This is a genomic window from Aquimarina longa SW024 (genome assembly GCF_001401755.1).
Taxonomy (GTDB): domain Bacteria; phylum Bacteroidota; class Bacteroidia; order Flavobacteriales; family Flavobacteriaceae; genus Aquimarina; species Aquimarina longa.
On record NZ_KQ474099.1, the window covers coordinates 581,146 to 604,056 of the forward strand.

15 protein-coding genes are annotated in these 22,911 nt (G+C 32.2%); all 15 read right to left on the reverse strand.

What is annotated here, in order from left to right:
• On the reverse strand, positions 1–7,101 hold the full coding sequence (locus N456_RS11470) for a hypothetical protein (protein WP_062057002.1): 7,101 nt from the start codon (positions 7,099–7,101) through the stop codon (positions 1–3).
• Position 7,102: 1 nt separating this feature from the next.
• Positions 7,103–12,229, reverse strand: coding sequence for a hypothetical protein (locus tag N456_RS11475; protein WP_062057005.1), 5,127 nt, complete (start codon positions 12,227–12,229; stop codon positions 7,103–7,105).
• A 15-nt stretch (positions 12,230–12,244) separates the two neighbouring features.
• On the reverse strand, positions 12,245–12,667 hold the full coding sequence (locus tag N456_RS11480; RefSeq protein ID WP_062057510.1) for a GPW/gp25 family protein: 423 nt from the start codon (positions 12,665–12,667) through the stop codon (positions 12,245–12,247).
• Positions 12,668–12,677: 10 nt separating this feature from the next.
• A complete protein-coding gene (locus N456_RS11485) occupies positions 12,678–12,968 on the reverse strand; it encodes a PAAR domain-containing protein (protein WP_062057007.1) in 291 nt (96 codons plus the stop codon).
• 13 nt (positions 12,969–12,981) lie between these two features.
• On the reverse strand, positions 12,982–14,754 hold the full coding sequence (vgrG, locus tag N456_RS11490) for a type VI secretion system tip protein VgrG (RefSeq protein ID WP_062057009.1): 1,773 nt from the start codon (positions 14,752–14,754) through the stop codon (positions 12,982–12,984).
• A complete protein-coding gene (locus tag N456_RS11495; protein WP_062057011.1) occupies positions 14,751–15,458 on the reverse strand; it encodes a CIS tube protein in 708 nt (235 codons plus the stop codon). Before N456_RS11495 ends, vgrG begins: the two co-directional genes overlap by 4 nt.
• Positions 15,458–15,619, reverse strand: coding sequence for a DUF5908 family protein (locus N456_RS24445; protein ID WP_158447877.1), 162 nt, complete (start codon positions 15,617–15,619; stop codon positions 15,458–15,460). Before N456_RS24445 ends, N456_RS11495 begins: the two co-directional genes overlap by 1 nt.
• A gap of 11 nt (positions 15,620–15,630) precedes the next feature.
• Positions 15,631–16,080 carry a phage tail protein gene (locus N456_RS11500; RefSeq protein ID WP_062057013.1) on the reverse strand — a complete coding sequence of 150 codons (450 nt, stop codon included), beginning with the start codon at positions 16,078–16,080 and terminating at the stop codon, positions 15,631–15,633.
• Between the two features lie 32 nt (positions 16,081–16,112).
• Positions 16,113–16,577, reverse strand: coding sequence for a phage tail protein (locus tag N456_RS11505; RefSeq protein ID WP_062057015.1), 465 nt, complete (start codon positions 16,575–16,577; stop codon positions 16,113–16,115).
• 33 nt (positions 16,578–16,610) lie between these two features.
• Positions 16,611–17,588: a hypothetical protein gene (locus tag N456_RS11510; RefSeq protein ID WP_062057017.1), complete on the reverse strand. Its 978-nt coding sequence runs from the start codon at positions 17,586–17,588 to the stop codon at positions 16,611–16,613.
• Positions 17,589–17,619: 31 nt separating this feature from the next.
• A complete protein-coding gene (locus N456_RS11515) occupies positions 17,620–18,525 on the reverse strand; it encodes a hypothetical protein (protein ID WP_062057019.1) in 906 nt (301 codons plus the stop codon).
• Positions 18,526–18,563: 38 nt separating this feature from the next.
• Positions 18,564–19,973 carry a phage tail sheath family protein gene (locus N456_RS11520; RefSeq protein WP_062057021.1) on the reverse strand — a complete coding sequence of 470 codons (1,410 nt, stop codon included), beginning with the start codon at positions 19,971–19,973 and terminating at the stop codon, positions 18,564–18,566.
• Positions 19,974–20,004: 31 nt separating this feature from the next.
• Complete coding sequence (locus N456_RS11525) at positions 20,005–21,315, reverse strand: hypothetical protein (protein WP_062057513.1); 1,311 nt, start codon at positions 21,313–21,315, stop codon at positions 20,005–20,007.
• The gene (locus N456_RS11530) at positions 21,308–21,949 is read right to left on the reverse strand and encodes a Pvc16 family protein (protein WP_062057023.1); all 642 of its coding nucleotides are present in this window, start codon (positions 21,947–21,949) and stop codon (positions 21,308–21,310) included. The genes N456_RS11525 and N456_RS11530 overlap by 8 nt, the downstream gene beginning before the upstream one ends.
• Positions 21,950–22,163: 214 nt before the next feature.
• Complete coding sequence (locus N456_RS11535) at positions 22,164–22,853, reverse strand: response regulator transcription factor (RefSeq protein WP_062057025.1); 690 nt, start codon at positions 22,851–22,853, stop codon at positions 22,164–22,166.
• Positions 22,854–22,911 lie beyond the last annotated feature (58 nt).

Consider the following 22,911-nt stretch of genomic DNA (forward strand, 5'->3'; position numbering starts at 1 on the left):
TTATTTCAATATTTTTTTTATCTGCTCCAATGGTTTAATATTTGCCAAAGATCCTAGCTCTTTATCTTTCCATTCTGTTGCTAGCTTTTTTAATGATACTCCCTTTTTATGTATTATCTGAAGGCTAGTACTCAATTGCTTTATTTCTTTTGTTTCTATTTCTTCTTTTCTATCTAGTATCAATTTATCCAACAAGTGCCATGTTGCATTTTTTAACAGTGTTAAAAATCCTTCGATATTATTATCTTTTTGTAAACTATATCTGTTAAAAAAGTCTACTAATTTACTATAGCTAGCTATAGTTGGTGTATTCTCTATAAAAAATACGGTTCGCTCATAACTTTTTGTCTTTTTCATTTTCTCATCTCCTACAACTGCTATATTAGAAAGGTATTTTGGTTTTCGTTGTCTAATTATAGTGAGTTCATCCTTTTTTATCTTCTTAGAAGTTGGAGTTACTATTTTTTTCTTTTGTAATTTTTTTGTTGTTTTTTTACTAGTTACTTTTTTTTGTGTTGTTGTTTCTTTTTCTACTGATGTTTTATCCTTAGGCTCCTCTGGTTTTGCTATTTCTGGTTTTGCCTTTGTTTCTTTTTCTACGGGTATCTTATTCTTAGACTCTGTCTCTATTGTTTCTTGTTTCGACTCTTCAAGTTGAGTTCTCCCAACCGTAGGTTCTACTTCTATTGACTGCGCTATAGCTGGCATACTATGGTTACATAATCCTGCCCAAAAAATGCTGTCTGTAGTATTTTGAGAAAACGGAATCTGGTCTTCTCTTTGACCACAATTACAGTCGCCTTGCTCTTCTGGAGTAGACGCGCATGGCGGTTCTGATTTTAGGTTTTTGATATAATTAGATAGTAAACAGTTAGGAGAAATTCTATTAGAGTTGCATAGCTGTGATGTTGGATCTTCTTTCCATAATAACCACTGTCTATATGCATCTTCGAACTTACACATATCTCTAGGACTTAACCATAAGATATTAAGACCTACTAATGCTGGGACTTCTTTATATAGAAAATTCTCAAATGCTTGTCGTTGTTCTAAGGTTCTAAATCGCTTAGCCCAAGCTGGCAATACTAATGTTGCCCAAAAAGAATAAGGATCACTACCTGGTATATACGTGATAGTAGTAGGGTTTTCTTCTTCGCAAGGATCATTTTTATCTATATCTGGCTGCCACTCTATATAACAATCATAATCAGGACAAATAGGTAATAAACAACTTGATCTATAGTTTTCAATATAACCTTCTCCATATTCTTTTCCATACCCTCCTCCACATTCTCTATAAGTTTTTGGTCGTAATAAAATATGCTCTAATAAGTGCATTCCTACATCATTTACCTGTACTTTAGTATGCTCTATAGCGTTTTTAACTTCTTGTAAACTTTCATACTGCTGTGGATGATATGCTAGTTCTTTTCTTTTATCTATAATCTGAAATGAATATGGTCCATAATCTGTTCTAGATGTTTGTATTGTACTATATGATTTACTAATAATTAATATGCTAAACTCACTAAATGCTTGTAATGCGTTAGTACAACAGGTATAGTAATTACTACTAATGAATGGGTATGGATTGTTACAGGAGTGTTGACTTTCTATCGTTGTATCTTGTTCGCATCCACAGGGCTGTAATCCATCTGGAGTAATTATAGTATCATTCTCAGTTATATATAATTTATATTGATACCCTTTGTCTGTTTTATATACTGGAAAATAATTCGTGAGATTTTTTACAACCTCATCATCAAAATCATATCCTCTAATTAACTCATAAATTCTTCTATTGTCTTTATACTTATTTAGTAGAAATGTTTTAATAGCTTCACTTCTTTCTTCTTTTTTTATGCTATTTAAACCAACTAGGCTATCTCTTAATGTGAACATAAAATCACAAAAATCTTCATCAGAGTATCCGTATCCTATCCAATATAAAAATTCTCCTCCTGGATATGATCCTCCGCCATCGTATGGAGGACTTATAATATATTGATTCCAATTGAGGTTTTCTAATTTTGAAATCCAATGTCCCATCTCTTGATCTCTTAACGTTTGAGAATTATAATCACAATTATGATTGGTCATAAAATAGCTTGAAGATACTATTTTGAATTTCCAATAATTACGATCACATATGGGTATATAATTTTTATCTTCTTCTGCTGCATATACAAATTCTCGTACTCCTCCTGGAATACAGTTTTGACAATCATCTACCTGATGTGGGTATTGATCATCCCATGCTTCTTGCTCTGTTTCGAATTCTTGTAGGCTTTCTGCCAATACTTCTACTAAACCTGTGTAAAATAATCCTTTATCACAGAATATTTTACAATTATTAGAGGTTCCTGCAAGGTTATAAAAATGATTATATGCGGTTATCACTTGCTGAGGAGTACTATAGGATGCTACACTGATCCATACTATTGTGCCTAGATGGGTAATATCACTACTTTCTTTACATTCTCTTGATATGGAATCTTTTGTTGGGACAACTACTTTAAACCTATAGGAATCAGGTACTTTTTCTGAAGCATTTTCATTAGATTCTTTATAAATGGGGTATAAATCCGCTAGTTGGGAATAATATTCCTGAACAATTATATCTTTTTCTTCTAATTCTATTCTTATGTTTTTAGGAATTACGGCTATAAATGATGTCTCATCGCAAGTATTAGATTCTGGTTTTTTATAGGTTTCTTCAATACTTATTTTCCCTAAAGCTCCATATTCTTTTGGGTTTGCTGCTGTTTGGATGATGTCTATCCATTGGTCTTGCCATGCTTCTTCTGCTTCTTCTGCGCTATTGTATCCTATATAGCTATTTAATACAAATTGGTTGGAGTGGTCATCACTAAATACTACCTGATAATGAAATTGATTCGGATTACCTTCTGGACAAATGATTCGTTGTTGTTTATTACATTCTTTTAGATATATTGGTGGGATGGTATCGCAAATATCAGCTTTTACTTGTTTAGCAGATGATTCGTTACTACAACGGTATGGATTGATTGCTATGGGGCTATACTTTTTATAAAACCTCCACTCGTATCGTCCTCTTTGATTTTCTATCATTCCCTGGGTTACAAAATCTTCTTTTGGAGATAACTTCTTCGTATATATCTTAGTAAGGTATTTAATTAACGTATGTGCAGTTTGATCTTTGGAGGATCCTATTGCAATAGGAATCTTTGATCCTGAAGGATACAATATGGACTCGGTTTCTTTTTCTTTAGAAACTTTTAATGAAGCTTCTGGTAATTGTTTGATAAATGATGTGTATGCCTGTGAGGTTTCATTATAAGTAGTAAATGTATCTGTACTTGTTAATATAGGATTTAAATTTCCCTGAGCATCACTATTTCCATATATAAATTTATATTGAGCTGGTGTAGGGATTACAGCAAACTCATAACAATGGGGAGCACATAATTCGGTATTATGCTGTAAGGCCTCTTTAACTATAGCTTTATCAAAATCAGCTTGTGCTCTGGCTTTTGACGAAAATTCTGATGTTGCATGTAGTATTTCTTTTTCATCATGCTCTAACCTCCAAACATATCTACGTGGTTCTTCTTTTACAAAAACAGGGAGTTTATTGTTTTTGAAATATCGCATCATCGAATTTAGTGCTTTGGTACGATCTGTAGCTGTTTCGAAGTGATCTGGTGGTAGTGCTAAAAATGAGTTGTATTTATCTCGTAGTATGAAATTATACTCAGGATTTCCCTGATCTCCAGAGAGTAAATAATTGGCTTTACTTTCTCCTAGTTTAAAAACAGTTTCTATATGCTGAAGAGCTTCTTTCTCTGAATCGTAGACACAATAGCTAACAAATACTGGTGTATTGTCTTCTCCTACTATTTTAAACCCAAATTTTTCTTGTTCCTTTTCATAATCTGGTTTAGTAGTTCTATTCCCAAAAATCGATATACAATTTTCTAAAATAGTCTTTATATCTTTTTGATCAGAGTTTACTTCATTGGAAACTGCAATGATATTTCCTTTTTCATTTTTAAGATTGATTACAATTGATTCTTCTTTCTTATCAATGGTAAAGTTTTTCTCTGAACTCCCTAATACTTTTGCTTGCCTCCATGCGGCTACTCCTTTATATGCATCGGGGTAACACTCTAATCCAGTAATAAAAATATCTTCATCAATACGAAGTTTCCATTTAAGACCTACCTCGTGAATTGTAAGAAAATCATCTAGATTTGCTTCTTCGATCATATGATCCCAAGCCTGTTGGTTTGTTTCAAAAACAGGATCACACACTGATATTGGTTTTCCTCCGATCTCATTAACATGCCATTTCCAAGTAATCAATGTATCAATGGTGCAGGGTAGTGCATTTACATTTAGATATTGGTTTTTTGTAAGCGGTAATAACCGGTATTCATTATTCTTTTGGGGAGTGCTTACTACAGTTTGACTATTGATTGTTTTTATAAAGTCTTGTTCTTTATCTCTAGCAATTTTTTCGGATTTTATTTTTAGGCTTTTACTAACGGCAACTACCTCATTATCAAAATTTGCTAATTGCTGATGGTAGTTATACTTAGTAATAATGATATTTTCTTTTCTAGGGTATTCCGAGAATATTCTATGAATAGTATCTACATCGAACCCATTGAGGCTTTTCTCTAATTGTTTATACGATTCTGGATTGCGTAATTGTGTTAATATTTTCCTTGCAGCATCGTGTAATTCTTCTATTTTTTCATACCCTCTATTACTTCTAAAAAGTGTGTTCCCTGCCGAATCTTTTAGTTGTAATCTAAAACTCTGAGTTACTTCAAAATTACATAGATTACGACGGCTATCATTGGTAATTCCTGATAGTCCAGCTACTCGTTTTTCAAACCCAGATACATTATTCGTATTCCATGTGGGCATTGTATAATCAAATGCTTTACCTCTATTTCTACTTATTTCTCCAAACTTATTGACATAATTGGATTGGTCTTGTAATGTTTTAGAAGTAGTTTCTGGAGTAGTTTTATGCTGGTATTGTAGTAATGAATATTCTGTAAATTCTTCTCCAAATCTCGCTAATAAATGATCTAAAAATTGCTGACGTCGTGTACTATATTCTTCTTTATCTTCTGTTAATTCTTGAATAAGATCAATATAAGATAAAGGGGTATATATTATTTCGAAATAATGTTTATCTGGCGTGTTTGTATCTGATGCATTGGTAATCAGAGTATAGTTTTGTTGAATTGTAGCAATAAAAGCTATGTTTTTTGCTTCTTTTCTGGCTTCACTCTTAGAAGCATATCTCTTCGTACCAACAATTAAAATATCATTCGGTAATTCTGCCTGTATTACAAAAAGGAATCCTCTACGGTCTGATAGGATCTGAACTGTATACTTTTTGTTAAAGAAAGAGTCCTTTAATTGGCTTATATATATTGTACGTATTCCTGTAGAGGAAAAGCTAAATTGATCTACTAATGTATTGGTATTATTACACGAGTTTCCTATGGATAGTTCTGCTCCAGAGTTATTTTGTAATTGTGCTAATACTTGTTTTGATGTTTCGTTGTTTTCTATGATGACTGCCAATGAAGAACCTTCGGGCATTGAGGTACTAGAGTCATAGAATCTTACTAATTTTTCTATGCCTGGTATGGAGTCAGGCATCTGAGTATAATACGTTCGTTTTTCTTGTTTGGTTCTTTGCTCTTCTGTTTTTAATGAAAATAATGACCTGATATTTGCTAATTGCGAGGTATAATTGGCTAATATCTGGTCATAAAACATCAAATATCCTTTGAGCTGTAGTGCTTGTGTTTTTCTTAGTGTAGTAGCATTCTGTGGTAAGCCGTCTTCTCCGATGCCATACACAACAGGAAAATCATTCTGTATAGAATAATATTCTTCTAGATCTTCTCGATAAATTCCTAAAGGTACTTTTGTATTAAGGCTGTTCATTGGCATTCTGAACTGTCTTGTTACAGAAAGGGTTTTGTGTATTTTAATTTTATCTACTCTTAATGAACCTTGATCGTTATATAGATCAATACATGTTTTCTCTACTGAAAAAACAGGAACTTGCCCTTCTGGGATTTTATATTTCCAATCCTGAGGTACTTGATCCCTAGGATTCTTATCTGTTATGGATATTTCCTTTATTTTTCTAACTCCATCGATATCTAAAATAGTTTTGTATAGATCTGAGAGATGTATCTCCTCTCGCTTATCATAACTTTCTAACTCATTTGTATCAATAAATCCAAAACTTTGTTCTCTATAAGGTCTTCCTGCAAAAATATCTTCTATTGTTTTTTCTTTATCAAGAAGTTCTTCTAATGTATAATATCGTATATCGGGTTGGATATACTCTTTTACCTTACTAAAGATTATTTTATATATCTTCTCTGCTTGATAACCTGATTCTATTTCTACTTCTGCGCAGAGACCTATTTCTAATGGAGTTAAAATATCTACTGCTACAAAGTCTTCACATAAATTTCTATGTTGTAACAGAAGTGCAAGTACATCTTGTTTTAACTGTTTTTCTTGTTCATCTGTTTGTATAGTTTCACTGTCCTTTTCTATATATACTTTATATAATCCGTTTAAGTGAACTTTATTATCTATTAACCTTATTTTAGATGTTTCTCTTGCTCCTACTCCTCCATAACCACATGATAATGTATTTCTATATTGATTAAGGTATAAATCAATTTCTTGATTTACAGGCTCTAGCCAAGCATTACGAACTCCTTTTACGTCTAAAATTAATTTTCTATAGTCTGTAATCGTAACTGGATTATTCGTTACAATTTCTAGAGGAGTTAAAAAGTTATCGTCTTTGTCATTATTGTTTTGAACGGCTATCAGGTCTTCAAAAGGAAGATTTGTCTTATATCCTAAATCCATCAAAGCATACACAAGAACCTCTAAAATGGTAACTCCAGGATCATGTACATTATGATCTGTCCATATTTTTCCTGCAAGGTTACCTATATGTGTTAAGCCTTCTTTTCGTAGTTTTTCAAAGTCTAAATACTTCGGAAAATCCGGATCATTTTGCTTGATAACAGTTATACTATCATTTACCACTTCTGCCATATCAACTTAATTCAGATGATTGATTAATAATTTCTGTTTTATATGGAAGGTTACTTCCTTGATCAGTACTGGTACACTCTTCTTTATCTATCGATACACAAACCTTACCTGCGGTTAGGATCGATCTGGCTGTAAGAGGCTTTATTTCTGAGCCATTTTGATTGTTTTCTCCTCTTAATTGTAAGTTTGCTATAAAGTCTATATATTCTAATCGCTCTACAAAACCTACAATATCAGAAAACAAGACAGGCATCCCAAATGCAATTTTTTCTGTATCTCCTAAGTACCAAGGGGCTAAAAAATTGGTAATATCTTCTTGGAGTTTTTGCTTATAAAAGCTCTGAGGTTTTCCTCGATATAAGCGTACCTCAATAGTAACATCTACATATTCATATCTAGGGTTCATTACTTTTATTCTGGCAAAAGGTGAGGTTTTCTTTTTTAGGTGAGCTCCTATTTTTGCTAAAAGACTTACTGGTACTTTAGGTTCTAATTGATTTCCTGATACGAGTTTTGTTAAATCAGGAACTACTGCAAGCACGATATACCCTGGGGCTATTTCTAAGTCTTTTTGATATTCAACTGCAGAAAGCCCCATGGTATGGCTAATACATTTTGTTTTATAAATTTCTGGAAATCCTTCTAATACGATTTTCTCGTAATCATTAAGCATTAATGCTCTACCTTTATGCTTTAGATGTTCACTAACTCTGGTATAAAAATGTCCTGTTGCTTCTGGCTGTTTTCCTCCAGAAGAAGGATATAATTGTTCTATTTTTTTTATATTAAAATCTCCTTCTGACAACTTATTAATACTGCCTGATGCTAATGCTGTATTTAATCTGTTTGTATCATTTAATTTACTAAGTCTTGCAGAAATTTTAGCTGCTTGTGTATGAATTCCTATTGTTTCTGCAATGGCTTTTGTATTACTTAGAGCTGAGATTTTAATCCAGTATAAGTCTTCAGACATCAATGTATTTCCTTTTTTATTGATCGTATCTGGTACTGCAATAGTAACAATCCCCGAAACTGTCAATCCATCAGTTTCATCAGAGATGATGTGAAAACCTTCTTCGAGTTTTCTCCAATGGTTATTGCTTAAATAATGCCATTCTATTTTTGCTTTATTCATCTCTGAATTTGCAGTTGCTTCTGCTAATTGAAACAATATAGAGAGGTTTCCTCCAGGGGTTATATCTTTTATACCCATAAACAAAGTTCCTTCTTCTTTTATGGATGGAAAAAGAGTAGGTTTCTCTGTGATATTTTCTAATCTAGTAGTATTCTCAAAAGGATATAGGTGTATAATGTCTATTTCTTCTTTTGTTGCTTTTGCTGTATAATCTAAATATAGGTTTTTAAATGTCGGAGTCCAAGGTTCGTTTGGAATCAAAGCCTGAGATGCGTCTTGACTAAAGAATTTTAAAATATTAGATTTCTTAAAAACTTCATCAATATTGTTAAGACTGTCTTTTACTTCTGTTACTAAAACAGATACACTACCATTCTCTCCTACCTTACTCAATAATTCGGTTATAAAACTATTAAATTCTTTATCTAGATCTACTCCTTTTTGATTTAGCTCTCCTTTAAATGTTATAAATTGTCCTTTAATGGCTGTAAATCTAGATACTAAAGTTCCCATTACCTGTATTATAGAATCGTTTATATAGGTTTGAAGTTTTGTTCTAAAAGAATCGAAATCATCTTCTATATACCCTTTTATTCCATTAATAAATACTATAACGTCATTAATTTTAGAGACTAAACTATTACTATCGGCAACATCATCTGCATTATCTATTAAGGTGACTATATCATTGATTCCTGTTTTTACATCTTTTGCTGGTACTTTTATAAGGTTTATCAGATCTTGTAGAGTGCCACTAGCACTATCAATTTCATCAACGATATCTTCTGCTAGTTTCTGAATACCAGAAGTATTACCGCTTCCTAATAGTTTTGCGTTTATCTGAGAAAAAAAGGTTTGCAACGTAGTTTCTATAGCAGTTACTTTACTGATTAGTTGAGGATTATTACGGTCTAAAAGTGTATCTCTTATACTTCCTAGGGTTGTTAAAAACCCTGTTAAGCCTGCTAAATTGGTTGTATTAAAAAGATCTAAATCAATTGCAAAATTTTCTAAATCTACATCTATATAGGTACTAATATCACTAAACACATCATTTAACCCTTGGATAATTGTATTTATAGAAACCTCATTTGTATTGATATAGGTTTCTAAACTGGTGATGCTAGTTATTAAATTATCTGAGGACGTGATTGCTTTTTCTAAACTTGTAGTAATATCTTCTCCTGTAAGTGACAGGTCGTCTACGGCTCTAATAACAGTTTTATTAGAGGATACATAAATAGCATCTGTTAATTTTTCGCCCTGTGAGGATAATGCATAAGCCAACATTTGTCTGGCTAGTACGAAAGGATATTCTCTGTGTAAAAAATCCTGATCTGCTAGGGTAAATTTTAAAAAACCATTTTGTGAATTTTTAAAAAAGTCAAGCCTTTCATTAAAATCTACAAACGTATCTGTTGTCTTATTTTTAACTTCCCATCCATAGATGGTATTGTTACAATTTAATGTTTCGAAACCGTATGCCGTTGTACTAAATAGCTCTGTTCTATTAACTAATTCTTCCCAAACACCGTCTTCTAAGGAGTCTATTTTTAACTTAAACCCTTCTTCATTAAGCCCTAGTTTTTTTAAATCTGTTTGTGTATCAGAAACATCATTGGGTTCTTTTAGGTATGCCTTATAATGATCGTTAAAACTTTCGGGTTTGTCTTTCCATTCTATATTAACACGTACTGCTTGCCAATTTTTAAACAACACCTCTTTGCTACCGATGTAAAAGCTAGGTCCTAACATAGAGTTTTCATCTTGTACTCCTTCCCAATCTAATTGATTCATGGGTTCATATCCTGTTACTTCTGGACGTAATCCAAATGGGAAAATTTGACTATTTATATCTAATCTACCTTCGTCATTTTGTACAATAAGGTTTTTTACTCCACATACTTCTACATCTATATTTGCATTTTTTAGTTTTAGCTGACTTAGAATGTGGTATAATGAAAACTGTATGTTTTTTTCTGTTTTCTGTTTTCTTAAGGAGCATCTATCTGGATTAATAGTACTTTCAAAATTGATTTTTATTTCATCATTTAGTTCTATTTTAACTACAGGATGATGCTCTTTTACATCAATCTTTTCTTTTAATTTCTCTTTATCATAAAATGTAATTGGCAAAAAATCAGGGGTTACATCTACCTGAATAGCAATAGTAAGCTCGCCATTAGTAAAGGATACAAAAACAATACTATCATCCTGATTTGGAATCAACCATTCTTTTTCTCCACTAAAAGCTAACTTAAAAACTGATTGTGTAAGTTGTTTTATCGTAGATGTGGCTCCTAAAAAAGCTATAATATCATTTTTCTGCTTAACAGAGAAAAAATATGAATTTTCATCTTTTTTTAGTGCTAAAAATTCGTTTACATCATTTTCATATATCTTTTGATGTACTTTTTTACCTAGCAAAGATTTAAAGTGCTTCTCTGCTACATCAAGGAATGCTTTTTCTTTACCTAAGAAAAGGTTTTTAAAACCTTCTAACATATTGGGTACAATGGTATACATTGTATGTGTGCTAGATATTTTTTCTAACTGCTGTACTATATCGTTTACTGTTTCACAAATTAAAGATATTCGTATACTTCTTTTTCCCTCTTGCAGTAATAATATGGGAGACGATAATACAAATCCTAATCGGGCTTTTGGATATTCATCACCTATTTTTTGTATATCTCTACAAGGGTCTTCATTAGATGTATCTATTACGGTACTATTACTTTTACTATATTTAGCTCCTAAGGTTGGCCAGTTTCCTGATTGGTATTTTTTAAATTCACCTCCTTTACCATCAATAGAGTTGGCTATTGGTGCTATATAAACCCCTTCTGTATATGTTTCTTCTGTATTCTGCCCTATTGTGTAATTCGTATTCTTAAAAGTATTTATATACAGCGTTCTTAGATCTACAACCTGAGCTTTATCTATAATAATCTCATGATCTAATCCAAATTGAATGTCTTGTTTATTAGCATCTTTACCATTTTTTACTACTACATTTTTTGGTAAAAAATATTCTTCTAGATGTTTTGATATTTCAAAAATGATATGAGCCTTATCGGGTACTGCTTCTTTAGGTATAAATCGTAATACTTTTTGATAGAAAAAATCTAAATGCTTCTTTCCTAAGTTATTACTATCATCCTTAAGATGATTTAGTAATTCTAAGAACGTAAATACTAATGCTAGATGTGGTTGATGTCGTTTTTGCAACGAGGTTTCTAAGGGGCGTAAGGATTCTTCTATATAGTCTGGTGCTGTGTTTATTATATCCTGAAAACCGCTTAGTAGTTTATAAAAAATGGTATGTATAGATGTTCCTGCTCTAGTAAATGCTTCTTTTTTACCTTTTTTTACCTGTTGTATATTAATATCAATAGCATATATTTCTTCTACTTTTAACTGCCAAGGTGCTGCCATAAAAGTAGAGAAGTTTTTTTTGGTTACACATAAGAATGTGGCACTGGCATTATATAGTTTAATAAATTCTTTAAACGGTTCTGTATATGATGAATTTAATATTGCTAAAAGTGGTGTAGCAAAATTGTTTTTTTCTTTTTCTACCTTCGTAAATAATACGCTGGCAGGAGTAATACACTTATTAAAGACAAAAACCAATAGTGACTCTAAGGATTGCTTTGATGGGTTTTGTTTTAATTCAGTATATAATATAGTAAACTCATTCTCTAGATCGCTAATTGATGTTTTGCTCAAAATGGCTAACTGAAAAGGTAAGCTGTTTTGAAAAAAAGATATCCAATTATCTATATCTTGATATGCCGTTTCAGATTCGTTTTCTATATATTCATAATACTTTATTTGCTGTGCATATGTACTAATAATGTATAGTCTGTCTGCCAGCGTTTTTCCATCTACTGGTGCTGATTCTGACTGTAATGCATCAATAATTCTAGTTCTTTGACTAGTCCCTGTTCTATTTAGTAAGGGATGTGATATATTAGAAAGTTTCTTCATCTACCTTAATTATATTTATATCCCTTGATCTGCTTCTCTTAGATAGAAATCATAGACATAGTTATATTGTGTATTAGTCCCTTCGATTTTATAGTCTACTGAGATATGCAATACTCCTTCTACTAATTCTAAAGCATCTGCTTCTGTGATATCTACTCGTTCTACTATTATTCTAGACTCATAATAGAGTATGGCTCGTTCTATTAAATCTTTTAAAAAACCAATTAACGAATTATCTACACTTTCGAATTGGTAATCTTTAAGGCTACAACCATACTCTGATTGCATCACTCGCTCACCCAAGCTTGTAGAAAGTAATATTTCTAAGCTTTGCTCAATATCTTTTTCGGCACTAACCATAGTTACCGTTTTACTTTCTTTATCAAAAGCTGGTGGGAATGACCATCCTGTACCTAAATATTCTTTGTTTGTATTCATTTTTATTTTTTTATCCTCCAATCATTACTGTTGGATATCCTTGAACGATAGTTCCTCCATGCGCAGAGGTATCTCCCATTCTAGCTGCTGGTTTACCTCCTATAAAAACAGTTCCTGATCCTTTTACAATAGTATCTGGTGGACCTACGCATACACACATATCTCCTACTACTGCTGCGGGTTGTCCTCCTATTAATACAGTAGGTACTGCTGGCCCTGTTATAGGTCCTCCTACATGAGGTACTGGTCCTGTTGATGCTGGACAGGTATGCATATCTCCTATTCTCGCTGCTGCTGGCATTTTATCTTGTTCGTTAATTTATGTTTACTAAAGCTCCTTTTACTTCTGTTATTCCATCTGCTGATACTGATGTTGTTGCTCCTTTGACTTCCATACTAGCACTTGCTGTAGCTGATATTTGGGTCGCTTCTAATGTCATATTCATTCCTGCTTTAATATCTATATTTCCTGTTGCTTCAATCTTAATATCTCCTGGGCTATTTACTTCTATCCCTTCGGGGTCTAATAGTATTTTATTGTCATTTTGATCTGTGATCGTAATAGAGGTGGTATCCTCATCTACTATAATACTATTCCCTGCTGGAGTATCGATCGTAATGGTTTTGGTTTCATCATGAAAATGTAATCGCATCCCAGAACGGGTTACAAATCCTTTTTCGTGATTTACATCTTGTGCTTCTATAGGTGCAGGTTTAGCACTACTATGTACCATTCCTAATACTACAGCATCACGTGGATCATCGTTTATAAATCCTATGATTACCTCATCTTCTATTTCTGGCAAGAAAAAAGAACCTCTGTTTTCTCCTGCATCTAGGGTTGCTACTCTTGCCCAAAGCCCTCTTGCAGAATTATCAATAATCGGTAGTCTAACGAGTATTCTATTTTCTCCTTCTGGATCATTTTCTAGTTGAACTACTTTACCTATTTGTAGACCGTTAATTGCTGGTAATAACCCTGCTGCTGGTACATCCTTAATATCTTTGTTTACATGAGAAAAACAATCTGGATTCAATCCAAATTGTACTTGTGTATACCAAGCTCCATCATATACATCATGGCGCACTGCTGATACATAAGCACTACCTGTAAACCTTGTCCCTAACCCTTGCAAATCGATCATTTGCCCTGGTTTAATTTCTCCAAAACCTAAAAACTTGGCTCTTCCTCTAATTTTGGAAAGCCTACTAATCTGCATTCTGGATTTGGTCCATTCTTGTAATTCTTCGACAATAGCTTTACCTGAATGTCTAAGTTCTAATCTATCAGGACTTATAGCTTGTGCCAATTCTTGCCCTTCTACATCTCCTAGTTCTCTAATGGGTACACTATCAGTAGTATGCTCGAACATGCTTTGCCCTGAGTAATCCCAAGATTTTGCTTCTATCGATTGCCATTGATTACGGGCATCCATTTCGGCTTCAAAATCTATAAGGGTAGACCCGAATAACACTGCTATTGCAGCATCTTCATTTGTTTCTGGAGTCTTAATACTAATTTCTCCATCATCTACCACTACTAATTTTGCGTTAGCTTCAGCACGCATCAATAAAAAATCCCAATCAGTAGCATGATACTGAACCATCTCTGGATGTTTTATTGTAGTTGGCTCTACATCATTACTTAATCCAGAGTATCGACCAATAACTTCTTCCATGATTTCGCTATCCTTCAGCTCTTCATAATAAAAATTATGTCGCCCTAGTGTCATTTTTACGGCGTCATCTCTACAGTCTAGAATTAATTGTGTTTCTCCACTTTCCCTAATCTTTATAGAATGTTTAACTATAATTCCTTTAAACAACTGATTATTTGTACCATCCCTCCCTATTTTAGTAACAATTGATTTTCCTGGTAAAAAATTCTCTTTTTCACTTATTTCAAAAGTTTCTTCGGATACATTGCCATCTCTTAAAATGATCTTAGTTGTTGGGATTTTATTTATTTCTTTATGAATAGAAATAGATAATATCTCATAACCTGAATCTACTAGTTCTCCATCAATAATGATATCAAAGGTTGATACATTATGCTCTGCTCTAACTGGTATCTCTCTTTCTTTCATATTCCTGTTTTATCTAATGGAGGAAAAATTAGTTCTTTTCCTGGAACGACTTTTCGAAAAGATGTCAGTTGGTTTGCTTTTGCAATTTGAATTACATATTTAACATCATTATAGATATTGTATGCCATGTTATCTAACCGATCTCCTGCTTTTACTTGTTCTGCATGAGTCAGATCGGGAGATTTCTTTTTCTCTCTAGCAACTCTTTCTTTCTGTGATATGTACTTTACAAAACTAGCACTTGCTTTTACTCTTAAAGGATCTCCATTAGATTCGAATAATGTGTAATTTAGGTCTAGACTAGATAAGGTACATGGAAATACTAGATCTCCCCATTGTACTTTTAAAAAATTGGGACGGTGTATTTTTCCATTCATATAATAAACTGCATCCATAAAAACCTTAAGTTGCTCTTTTACAGAACGTTCCTTACTATTATTATATGAATACCCTTGGATTGTATTCGTACCATCAAAAATAAAATCTAGTTTTAATTCTTCTGGTGCAGTAGCTTTATACCCTGGTCCTGTACCTTGATTACCCTGACCTTGTTGCTTAGTTAGCTCTACTTTATAATTTTGGGTGAGACTTTCAGGATTAACTGGAAGCGAAATTGTTTTTAATGCTACTTTAGAATTACTCTGAAAGTCTTCTTCTTCGTAGATATGAATTAAAACTTTTGCTAATTTTCCGTTATTATCCATTATCGCTCTGATTTTTCTTTTATAATTTCAAAAATCTTTTCGGCTATCTCATTAATCTGAGATACTCCCATTTTACTAGTTGTAGCATTATCTGCAACTATTTTTTTACTCTCATTATTTACTGTAGTTTTGATAATCAATTCTCTGATTTCTAATGGCATTTTATCTGTTTTTAGCTTTTATCTACTACTTCAAAATAGTTGTAATTAAGTTCTAATGTCTCAATAAGTACTTCTCCTTTTTCTGCATTTAGCTCTCCCACTTTCCAACTTACTGGCCAAACATGAGAAAGCCTCCACTGTATGAGTATATTATGGTTTTCATTTAATAATTCTACATTTACAGTCTGGATAGGAGTAATTTTTAGATCATTAAAAGCTTCCTTACACCAAGTCGTTAACCCTGATTTGCTAGGTCTTACGATTCCTCTCTTTAATGTAAGTGGACTGTACTTTCTTCTCCCAGGTATTGTATGCTCAAATCTGTTTTCTCCCCCTTCTTTTAGGGTTTCTTTTTCGATTTGCACATCTAATCCTGCAACAGATTGAAACTTTACATCTTCTTTAAATTTTCCTGTTTCTCCAAATGAAACTCTAAAATGAAAACCAACTATTTGGTACATTGAAACTGAATTATATAATTATAAAAACTATTTTATTTGTCTGCTACAGTCAATCCCTCATGAACAAGTTCCATAGTTTCTATAGCTACTTCATTAGCATCTGCTTTTAGATCTGTAGATTGCACTTTACTCGGCCAAGCGTTCTCTAGCGTCCAAACAATAATAGGATCATGGTTTTCATTAAGCAGTTTAATAGTAACTGTTCTTCTGTACTTTGATCCGGTTTCATTCCCTTCTTGGAAATAATATGTTTTTTGCCATTCTTTATAGAAATCAAAATCTCCTTGAAATGTTCCTCTTTTTAATGTAATATTAGCATACTTGGTAAGGCCTGGTTGTTTTGATTTATTGTATTTTTTACTACTTCCTTCTCTATATTCTATAACTTCTGTCTCAAAATCCAATCCACTTACTTCGGTAAACCCCATTCTAAAATCGTTTCCCCATTCTACCTGAAAATGAAACTTTGGTAATGGATAATCTCCTATTGCTGCCATGTTCTATATATTTTTTATATTTATTTTTTAAAATTATTTTCCGCTTTCTGCTGCTTCTGCTGCTTTTATTGCTTCTGTAAGGCTTGTTTTATGAGATAAAATTTTATCACTCTCTTTTTTACTTGCTACCCAAATTTCTTCTAGGTCTTTTGTTTTCTCAACGGCTCTTTTTAGACCTTTTTCAATTTCTCTATAGTATTTACTGCTATTAATCGGAAATTTAGGTTTTGGTTTTACTAATCTATCATTACATGGGTATTTAGGATATCCTTCTCCTGGCATTCTCCTATCTTCTTTAGTATCATCATGAGCGTCACTAGCCATTGCTTCTGATGGGTGATGGTCTTCATGCTCACAATCCATACCGTCGTCTCCTTTAAAATCATCTAGTATTGCCTGAAGCTTGTCTTCTAACCCTCCATTACCACAGATTGATTCTGATAATAGATTTGCTTGTTTTAACGTTTCCAAAAGATGACTCAGAATTGCATCTTGCATATCACAAACCAAGATCATTTTTTGCTCATAGGTTTCTATGCATTTGATAACTTCTATTTTATCTTCATCACTAACGCTATTAAGGCATTCTACCATTTTTTTAAAATTGGTAATTTTTTCTTTTAAGCCTTCTTTGTTTTGATCATAGGTAAAAAAGCTATCAAAAATTGACTTTATCAGACCTGCAAGTTTTTCTAATGCTGATGTAGCTCCTTTAGAATTTTCGCATACATTTTTAGTCTGTTCTAAAAAGAATTCTAGTTCTTTAACTATAGTTTTGGATTTTTCATCTGATTTTTTGATGATAGTATCCCAATTTTTTAGCTTTCCTTCCCAATTCAGTGAGTTTACATACTCTTCTTTATGTTTTGATGTTCTGGCACTAGATTCTGTGTATTGATTACTAACTTTTTCTAGTTGTTCTTTCCATTTATCTAAACAATCTTTAGTTCCTGGTTCGTCATTGCCCCCATTATCGTAACAGCAGGCATTATTTATCATAAACTTTGTCATCTTTAACTTGTTCTTTAATTGCTAGTGTTTACTAATTTTGATCTGTAGATTGCTTTCTTGATCTAGGTTTTCTTTTTGGCTTATGGCCATCATCTGAATCATAACAACTTCTTATATCCTTGCATAAGTCTAGGCATTCATCTTCGTATTCTCCTTCGCATACAAAATGTTTTACACGCTCCAGTCCTTGTACCTTTATATGTTCCATTTCTTTATCACAAGCTACTTGTGCCAATTCTTCTACGATTACATTAAGCTCTTTTCTAGAGGTAGTTACATCTTCTGAAGTGGATTTTATATTGGTATCTATGCACTCCTTAAAGTCTTTTACTGCTACACTAAGCTCTGCAATAAAATCCTTAAGAATCATTGTATTAGTAAATGTTTGGATTCCTGCTATAGTTACTACAGATTGAAACGCATTTTGTCCTTTTTCATCCAATTGTTTCGTTTTTTCTGTAATCTCTTTTAACTCTTGTTCAATCTCTACTTTTTTATCATCTTTAGTTTTTTTACCTGATTTTGGTAAAATTTTGTTTTTAATACAGTTAGACATTGCACATGCTGCATTATGAGCATCTTCTAGTTTAACGCGCATCTCGTTTAAAAGCTTAGAAGAGTCTTTGATAAGTTTTTCGATCTCATCATCTTTCTTAATATACTCTCCTATATTTTTTTGTATAATCTCGGTTTTTTTAGCATTCTTGATGGTTACCCCACTCATGATCTCTTGATATACATCATTCGATTCTTCTGCTTTATTCAAGCAACATATTTTATATCCTCGAGCTATTTCTTTTGACTCTTGTAATGTTTCATTAGCCTTGTAGATACTATATGCAGTGTTTTTATCATTTTTAATGACGGTAAGGCCCTCGCAAATTACTGTATCGGCACTTCGTAAATTGCCATTGTCATTGCTATTTTTGCTTGCCATATTACTATGTTTTATTGTTATTTATTTAAAAAAAGAAATTACTCTGATAACATTTTATGACTAAATCTCAGAATGATAAATTCTGCAGGTCTTACAACAGCCATCGCTATTTCTACAATCATTCGTCCTTCTAAGACATCTACTTCATCCATGGTTTCATTAAGTCCTACTTTTACATAAAAGGCTTGTTCTGGGGTTGTTCCCATTAAGGCTCCTGCTTTCCACTGCTGAACTAAGAAATTATCGATCATAGATTTTACACGAGACCATGTATTAAGATCATTTGGTTCGAATACGAATTGTACTGTTGCTTTTTTAACTGATTCTTCGACCATATTAAAGAATCTTCTTACAGGAACATAACGCCACTCATTACTATTTCCTGCCATAGTTCTAGCTCCCCAAATCAATGCGTTACCTCTTCCTACGAAAGAACGAATAACATTTACTGATTTACCAGAGTTTACATCTACATTTAATGATTCTTGTTCTCGATCTGTTATTTTAATCATTGGTCTGATGACATAATCCATATTAACATTTGCTGGTGCTTTCCATACTCCTCTAGAAGCATCTACACTTGCATACTGTCCTACAACTCCTGGTGATGGTGGCATCTCTAAAGGTAGATTTCTTATTGAATTTTGTGCTTGGAAATACAGTGCATTATTCTTAGATTTTAGTTCTGCTAAAGTTCCGCTTAATGATCCATCTCCTCCTTCATGAACTATTGTTACGTTACTATCACCTTTACCTTCACCTCCGTAATAATAATCCAAAATTGTTTCTACATTAGGGAAATACGTGGCTCCATATTTTATTGTATTCTCTTCTGGAGATGTATTATCTCTCATGGTCTCAATATTAGCCAAAAGATTAGGTTGTGTAGGATCTTGCCATATATCCATCACTGTAAATCGATCTTTTAGTTTTTCACACATATCCATTGATTCTCCAAAAAGTGAATAAAAATCTGAGAAATTGTCCATTCCCTGAGCATCAGGATATACATATAGAGTGACTTCATCTACTTTTTCTGTAGCATCTAGTCCTGCTTTAAGATCAGCAAAACTTACGATACCAGTCGTATAATCTTTTACCGAAACTATCCAACAGGGCCCTCCGCCATTGGCAAAAAACATTTGTAATGCGTAATGCATTAAATATTTAGATCTATCATCAATAGACGCTTGTACTATCGTTGGACCACTAGTTTGTTCTTTGACTGAAACAGAAAGTTGAGTCTCCTTAAATGGATCTCCAAAAAAACGCTCATATTCTAATAAAGAACTGATTCGTTTTGGTTCATTAAGTAACGAGTTTCCTCTTTCATCTTCTGCTTTTTCTGTATATCCAATGAAAGCAGGAATTGCAGTTTCTACTTGTGCAACGGATGGTGGAAGTTTCGGAATTTCTTCTATGTAAACTCCTGGTGTTTTGTAATTCATAATAACATTTTTATAAAAGGTTCCTTTTTAATTATTTAATAATCCTATTTGACTGATTAATAAAGATTTCAGAAAAAATCTTATTGTTTTCTATCTTAATAGAAGGTATTTTGGGATATGGTAATATCTTTGATGAATTTCCTTTCTTAAAAGGTATAAGTGCTTCTGTAAGAGCTTTAGGCTGTAGTGATATTAATTTTTCTGGTTCATGATTTAGAAATAATGCGGTTGCATTTATTTCTGGATTGCTAAAATCTCCTTCTTTATTATATCGCCAATATGTTCGTCTATTTTTAAATCTAATTTCGTAAATAGGATGTGCTACTTTTTCATTAGCAGCATTAACTTTAGTTTTTAGAAACCCTTGATTATCAATAAGACTATAAGCAGAGTTTTGCTCATCCATACGAATATCTACTATTGCTAAATGATTTTTATTATATAGCTCATCATTTAGATAAATAGGATATTTAATTTCCTGATTATCGTTAATTTTTACTTTTAAAGTATAAAATCCACTAGGAATTGTATTTGTATTAGTTTTGGTAAAATCTAATACCACATCACTCAAAGCTTGTGTACTTGTTTTAGTTATTTTCTTTATTTCGTTATTATCTGTATCTAATAAGCTACACTCAATTTTTGTTACATTCTGTATTGCTTTTAATCGATAACTAAATATTGCAGGTAATACTCGACTATCAGCATCACTTATAACACGTTTTTCTGTGGTATCTTCCCAATGTGAAGGATTATTCCCATCTGTATATTGTATCGCTTCTCGAGTAGTTCCTCCTAGGTTAACTAAAGCGCCCATTTCATATAATACTCCATCTTGATGTGATTGAATTCCATTTGATAATGGTAATGATGTATATGCAGGTAAAGCAGATTCATTTAATGGAGTTTTACCTTTATTGGTCAAATAATAAATTGATGGTAATGGAGGTCTTAATGATATATTTGTTAAGCTTTTAAAAGATGTAATCTGTGATTGAATGGAAAAAGTTAAGCTTAATGTATTGACTAATTTAAAACGAGGTTTAAATACAATCTCTCCTAATTTATTTTCTGCATTTACCTCTATACCTACAATAAACCCTAAAGAGGTCTGCTTCATTAGCAGTTTATAATTTTTTAGCAGTTTTTTTGTTTCTCCTATAGGTTCTATTTTAAAGAGGCTTCTAACATCATAGATACCTTGTTCTAGTTTTTTATAGAGTAATGTATTTTTTTCAGCTCTGTTTTTATCAAAAAAAGAAATTCCATCAGCTGTTGTAAGAAAATAATCGTGTAATATCTGAACTTCAAAAAGTCTTTTAAAAATAGTTGTATTACTCATATTGATTGACATTTTTTACAAATTCTTCATTTCGTATTTCTTCAATAATTGGAGCTATAACTCCTGTTTTTTCTTGGATCTTAACAAGTCTTACTTTATACATCGCAAAAGGAACTTGTTTACCTCCTAATGAGCCCCATAAATGATTGATTTGTTCGAATGTTAGCGTATATAACTCTACATTAAGTTTAATTTCATCTTTTACTTCCTGAGATATCTCTGCTTTTGTAATATCAGTAAAAGGAGAATTCTTAATTGTGAAACTTTTTTTAGCCTGAAAAAACTGAGTAACTAATGAGAGCCTTCCTAATGCAAACTCATAATGATCTCCTGAACCTTGCTGGATTGTAGCGGATATAAGGATATAAAGATTTAAAAAAACAGGAGGTTCTACATATTTTACTCCTCTAACTGTTTTTACGACATTACTACTATTCTTTAAGGTACTTTCTTCTTCAATATTTACTAGAGTGATGACAATCTTATTATTTAAATCTGCTTGACTATCGCTCTCCATTAAAGCTATATTATGTAATATAATATCCTCTTCTTTGATAGAATCTTCTGGCTTTTTATTTTGAAAAATGTAATTGCTTAATTCATCTCTAAGCAATTTTAGTGCTAATCCAATCATAGTTAAAAATTATGTTTTAAAAAATTGATAGATTCTATCGATAGCAAATCATGCACTATTTAACGACGAAATTCATAAAACTAAATACTAAACATACTTAGTTTCATTACTAAAGATTGTGAAGGTCACAAAAAATAGGAGGTGAATCAATCCCTAAAAATGGGGATTTTAGCATCTAAATAATTAGTTAATAAGATGTTAACTAATTGTTAAACTACAAGTCTAACAGCTTAGATGCCTCTTTTATAAGTTGGGCGGTATTTTTTACTTTAAACTTCTGGATGAGATGCTTCCGATGAGATATTGCTGTGTGATTACTTATAAAAAGTTGTTCTGCTATTTGTTTTGAAGAAAATCCGTTAGCAATAAGTTTTAAAACTTCTTCTTCTCTAGAAGAAATTTGTCTGCATTGATCTTTTAAAAAATTTCTTCCTCGATGTCCCCCATTAATCTTAACACATCTTTCTATTTCTTCTTTTTCTGAAACATCAAAAAAATAGTTTAGTGCAACTATTTTCTTTTTTAATTTATAAATTAAGATTTCGTGTTTTACATAAATTTTTTCTTCTCTAAAATTCGTAATATGGTATTGTAATGTAATAACATCTCGAATCATAGGGGATTTAAAAAAATTAAATACCTTGTTCTTTATCCGACAAACTTCGCTAGGAGTGATTAAAGAAAACCAAAAATCCCAACCGCTCTCAATAAGCCCATTTGGATGAAAATCTAAAAATCTTTTTAAAACTTTATTGCAATACAAAAACCGATCTTCTTCAACAAGGTATATCCCTATCATAAGGTTCTTTAAAGCATCGCATGTGTTTAATATTTTAGAAATATCAGAATTAAAAATAGGCTCTTCGATAGTAGGGGATAAATAAAAATCGTGGGTAGGTTTCATATGAGTATGATATTAATGTGACAATATGTGGTTTAATAGATCTTCTAAAGTTGGAGAT

Coding starts and splice junctions, on each gene's coding strand:
- N456_RS11470 (WP_062057002.1), bottom strand. CDS start 7,101: ATGGCAGAAGTGGTAAATGATAGTATAACTGTTATCAAGCAAAATGAT.
- N456_RS11475 (WP_062057005.1), bottom strand. CDS start 12,229: ATGAAGAAACTTTCTAATATATCACATCCCTTACTAAATAGAACAGGG.
- N456_RS11480 (WP_062057510.1), bottom strand. CDS start 12,667: ATGAATACAAACAAAGAATATTTAGGTACAGGATGGTCATTCCCACCA.
- N456_RS11485 (WP_062057007.1), bottom strand. CDS start 12,968: ATGCCAGCAGCAGCGAGAATAGGAGATATGCATACCTGTCCAGCATCA.
- vgrG (WP_062057009.1), bottom strand. CDS start 14,754: ATGAAAGAAAGAGAGATACCAGTTAGAGCAGAGCATAATGTATCAACC.
- N456_RS11495 (WP_062057011.1), bottom strand. CDS start 15,458: ATGGATAATAACGGAAAATTAGCAAAAGTTTTAATTCATATCTACGAA.
- N456_RS24445 (WP_158447877.1), bottom strand. CDS start 15,619: ATGCCATTAGAAATCAGAGAATTGATTATCAAAACTACAGTAAATAAT.
- N456_RS11500 (WP_062057013.1), bottom strand. CDS start 16,080: ATGTACCAAATAGTTGGTTTTCATTTTAGAGTTTCATTTGGAGAAACA.
- N456_RS11505 (WP_062057015.1), bottom strand. CDS start 16,577: ATGGCAGCAATAGGAGATTATCCATTACCAAAGTTTCATTTTCAGGTA.
- N456_RS11510 (WP_062057017.1), bottom strand. CDS start 17,588: ATGACAAAGTTTATGATAAATAATGCCTGCTGTTACGATAATGGGGGC.
- N456_RS11515 (WP_062057019.1), bottom strand. CDS start 18,525: ATGGCAAGCAAAAATAGCAATGACAATGGCAATTTACGAAGTGCCGAT.
- N456_RS11520 (WP_062057021.1), bottom strand. CDS start 19,973: ATGAATTACAAAACACCAGGAGTTTACATAGAAGAAATTCCGAAACTT.
- N456_RS11525 (WP_062057513.1), bottom strand. CDS start 21,315: ATGAGTAATACAACTATTTTTAAAAGACTTTTTGAAGTTCAGATATTA.
- N456_RS11530 (WP_062057023.1), bottom strand. CDS start 21,949: ATGATTGGATTAGCACTAAAATTGCTTAGAGATGAATTAAGCAATTAC.
- N456_RS11535 (WP_062057025.1), bottom strand. CDS start 22,853: ATGAAACCTACCCACGATTTTTATTTATCCCCTACTATCGAAGAGCCT.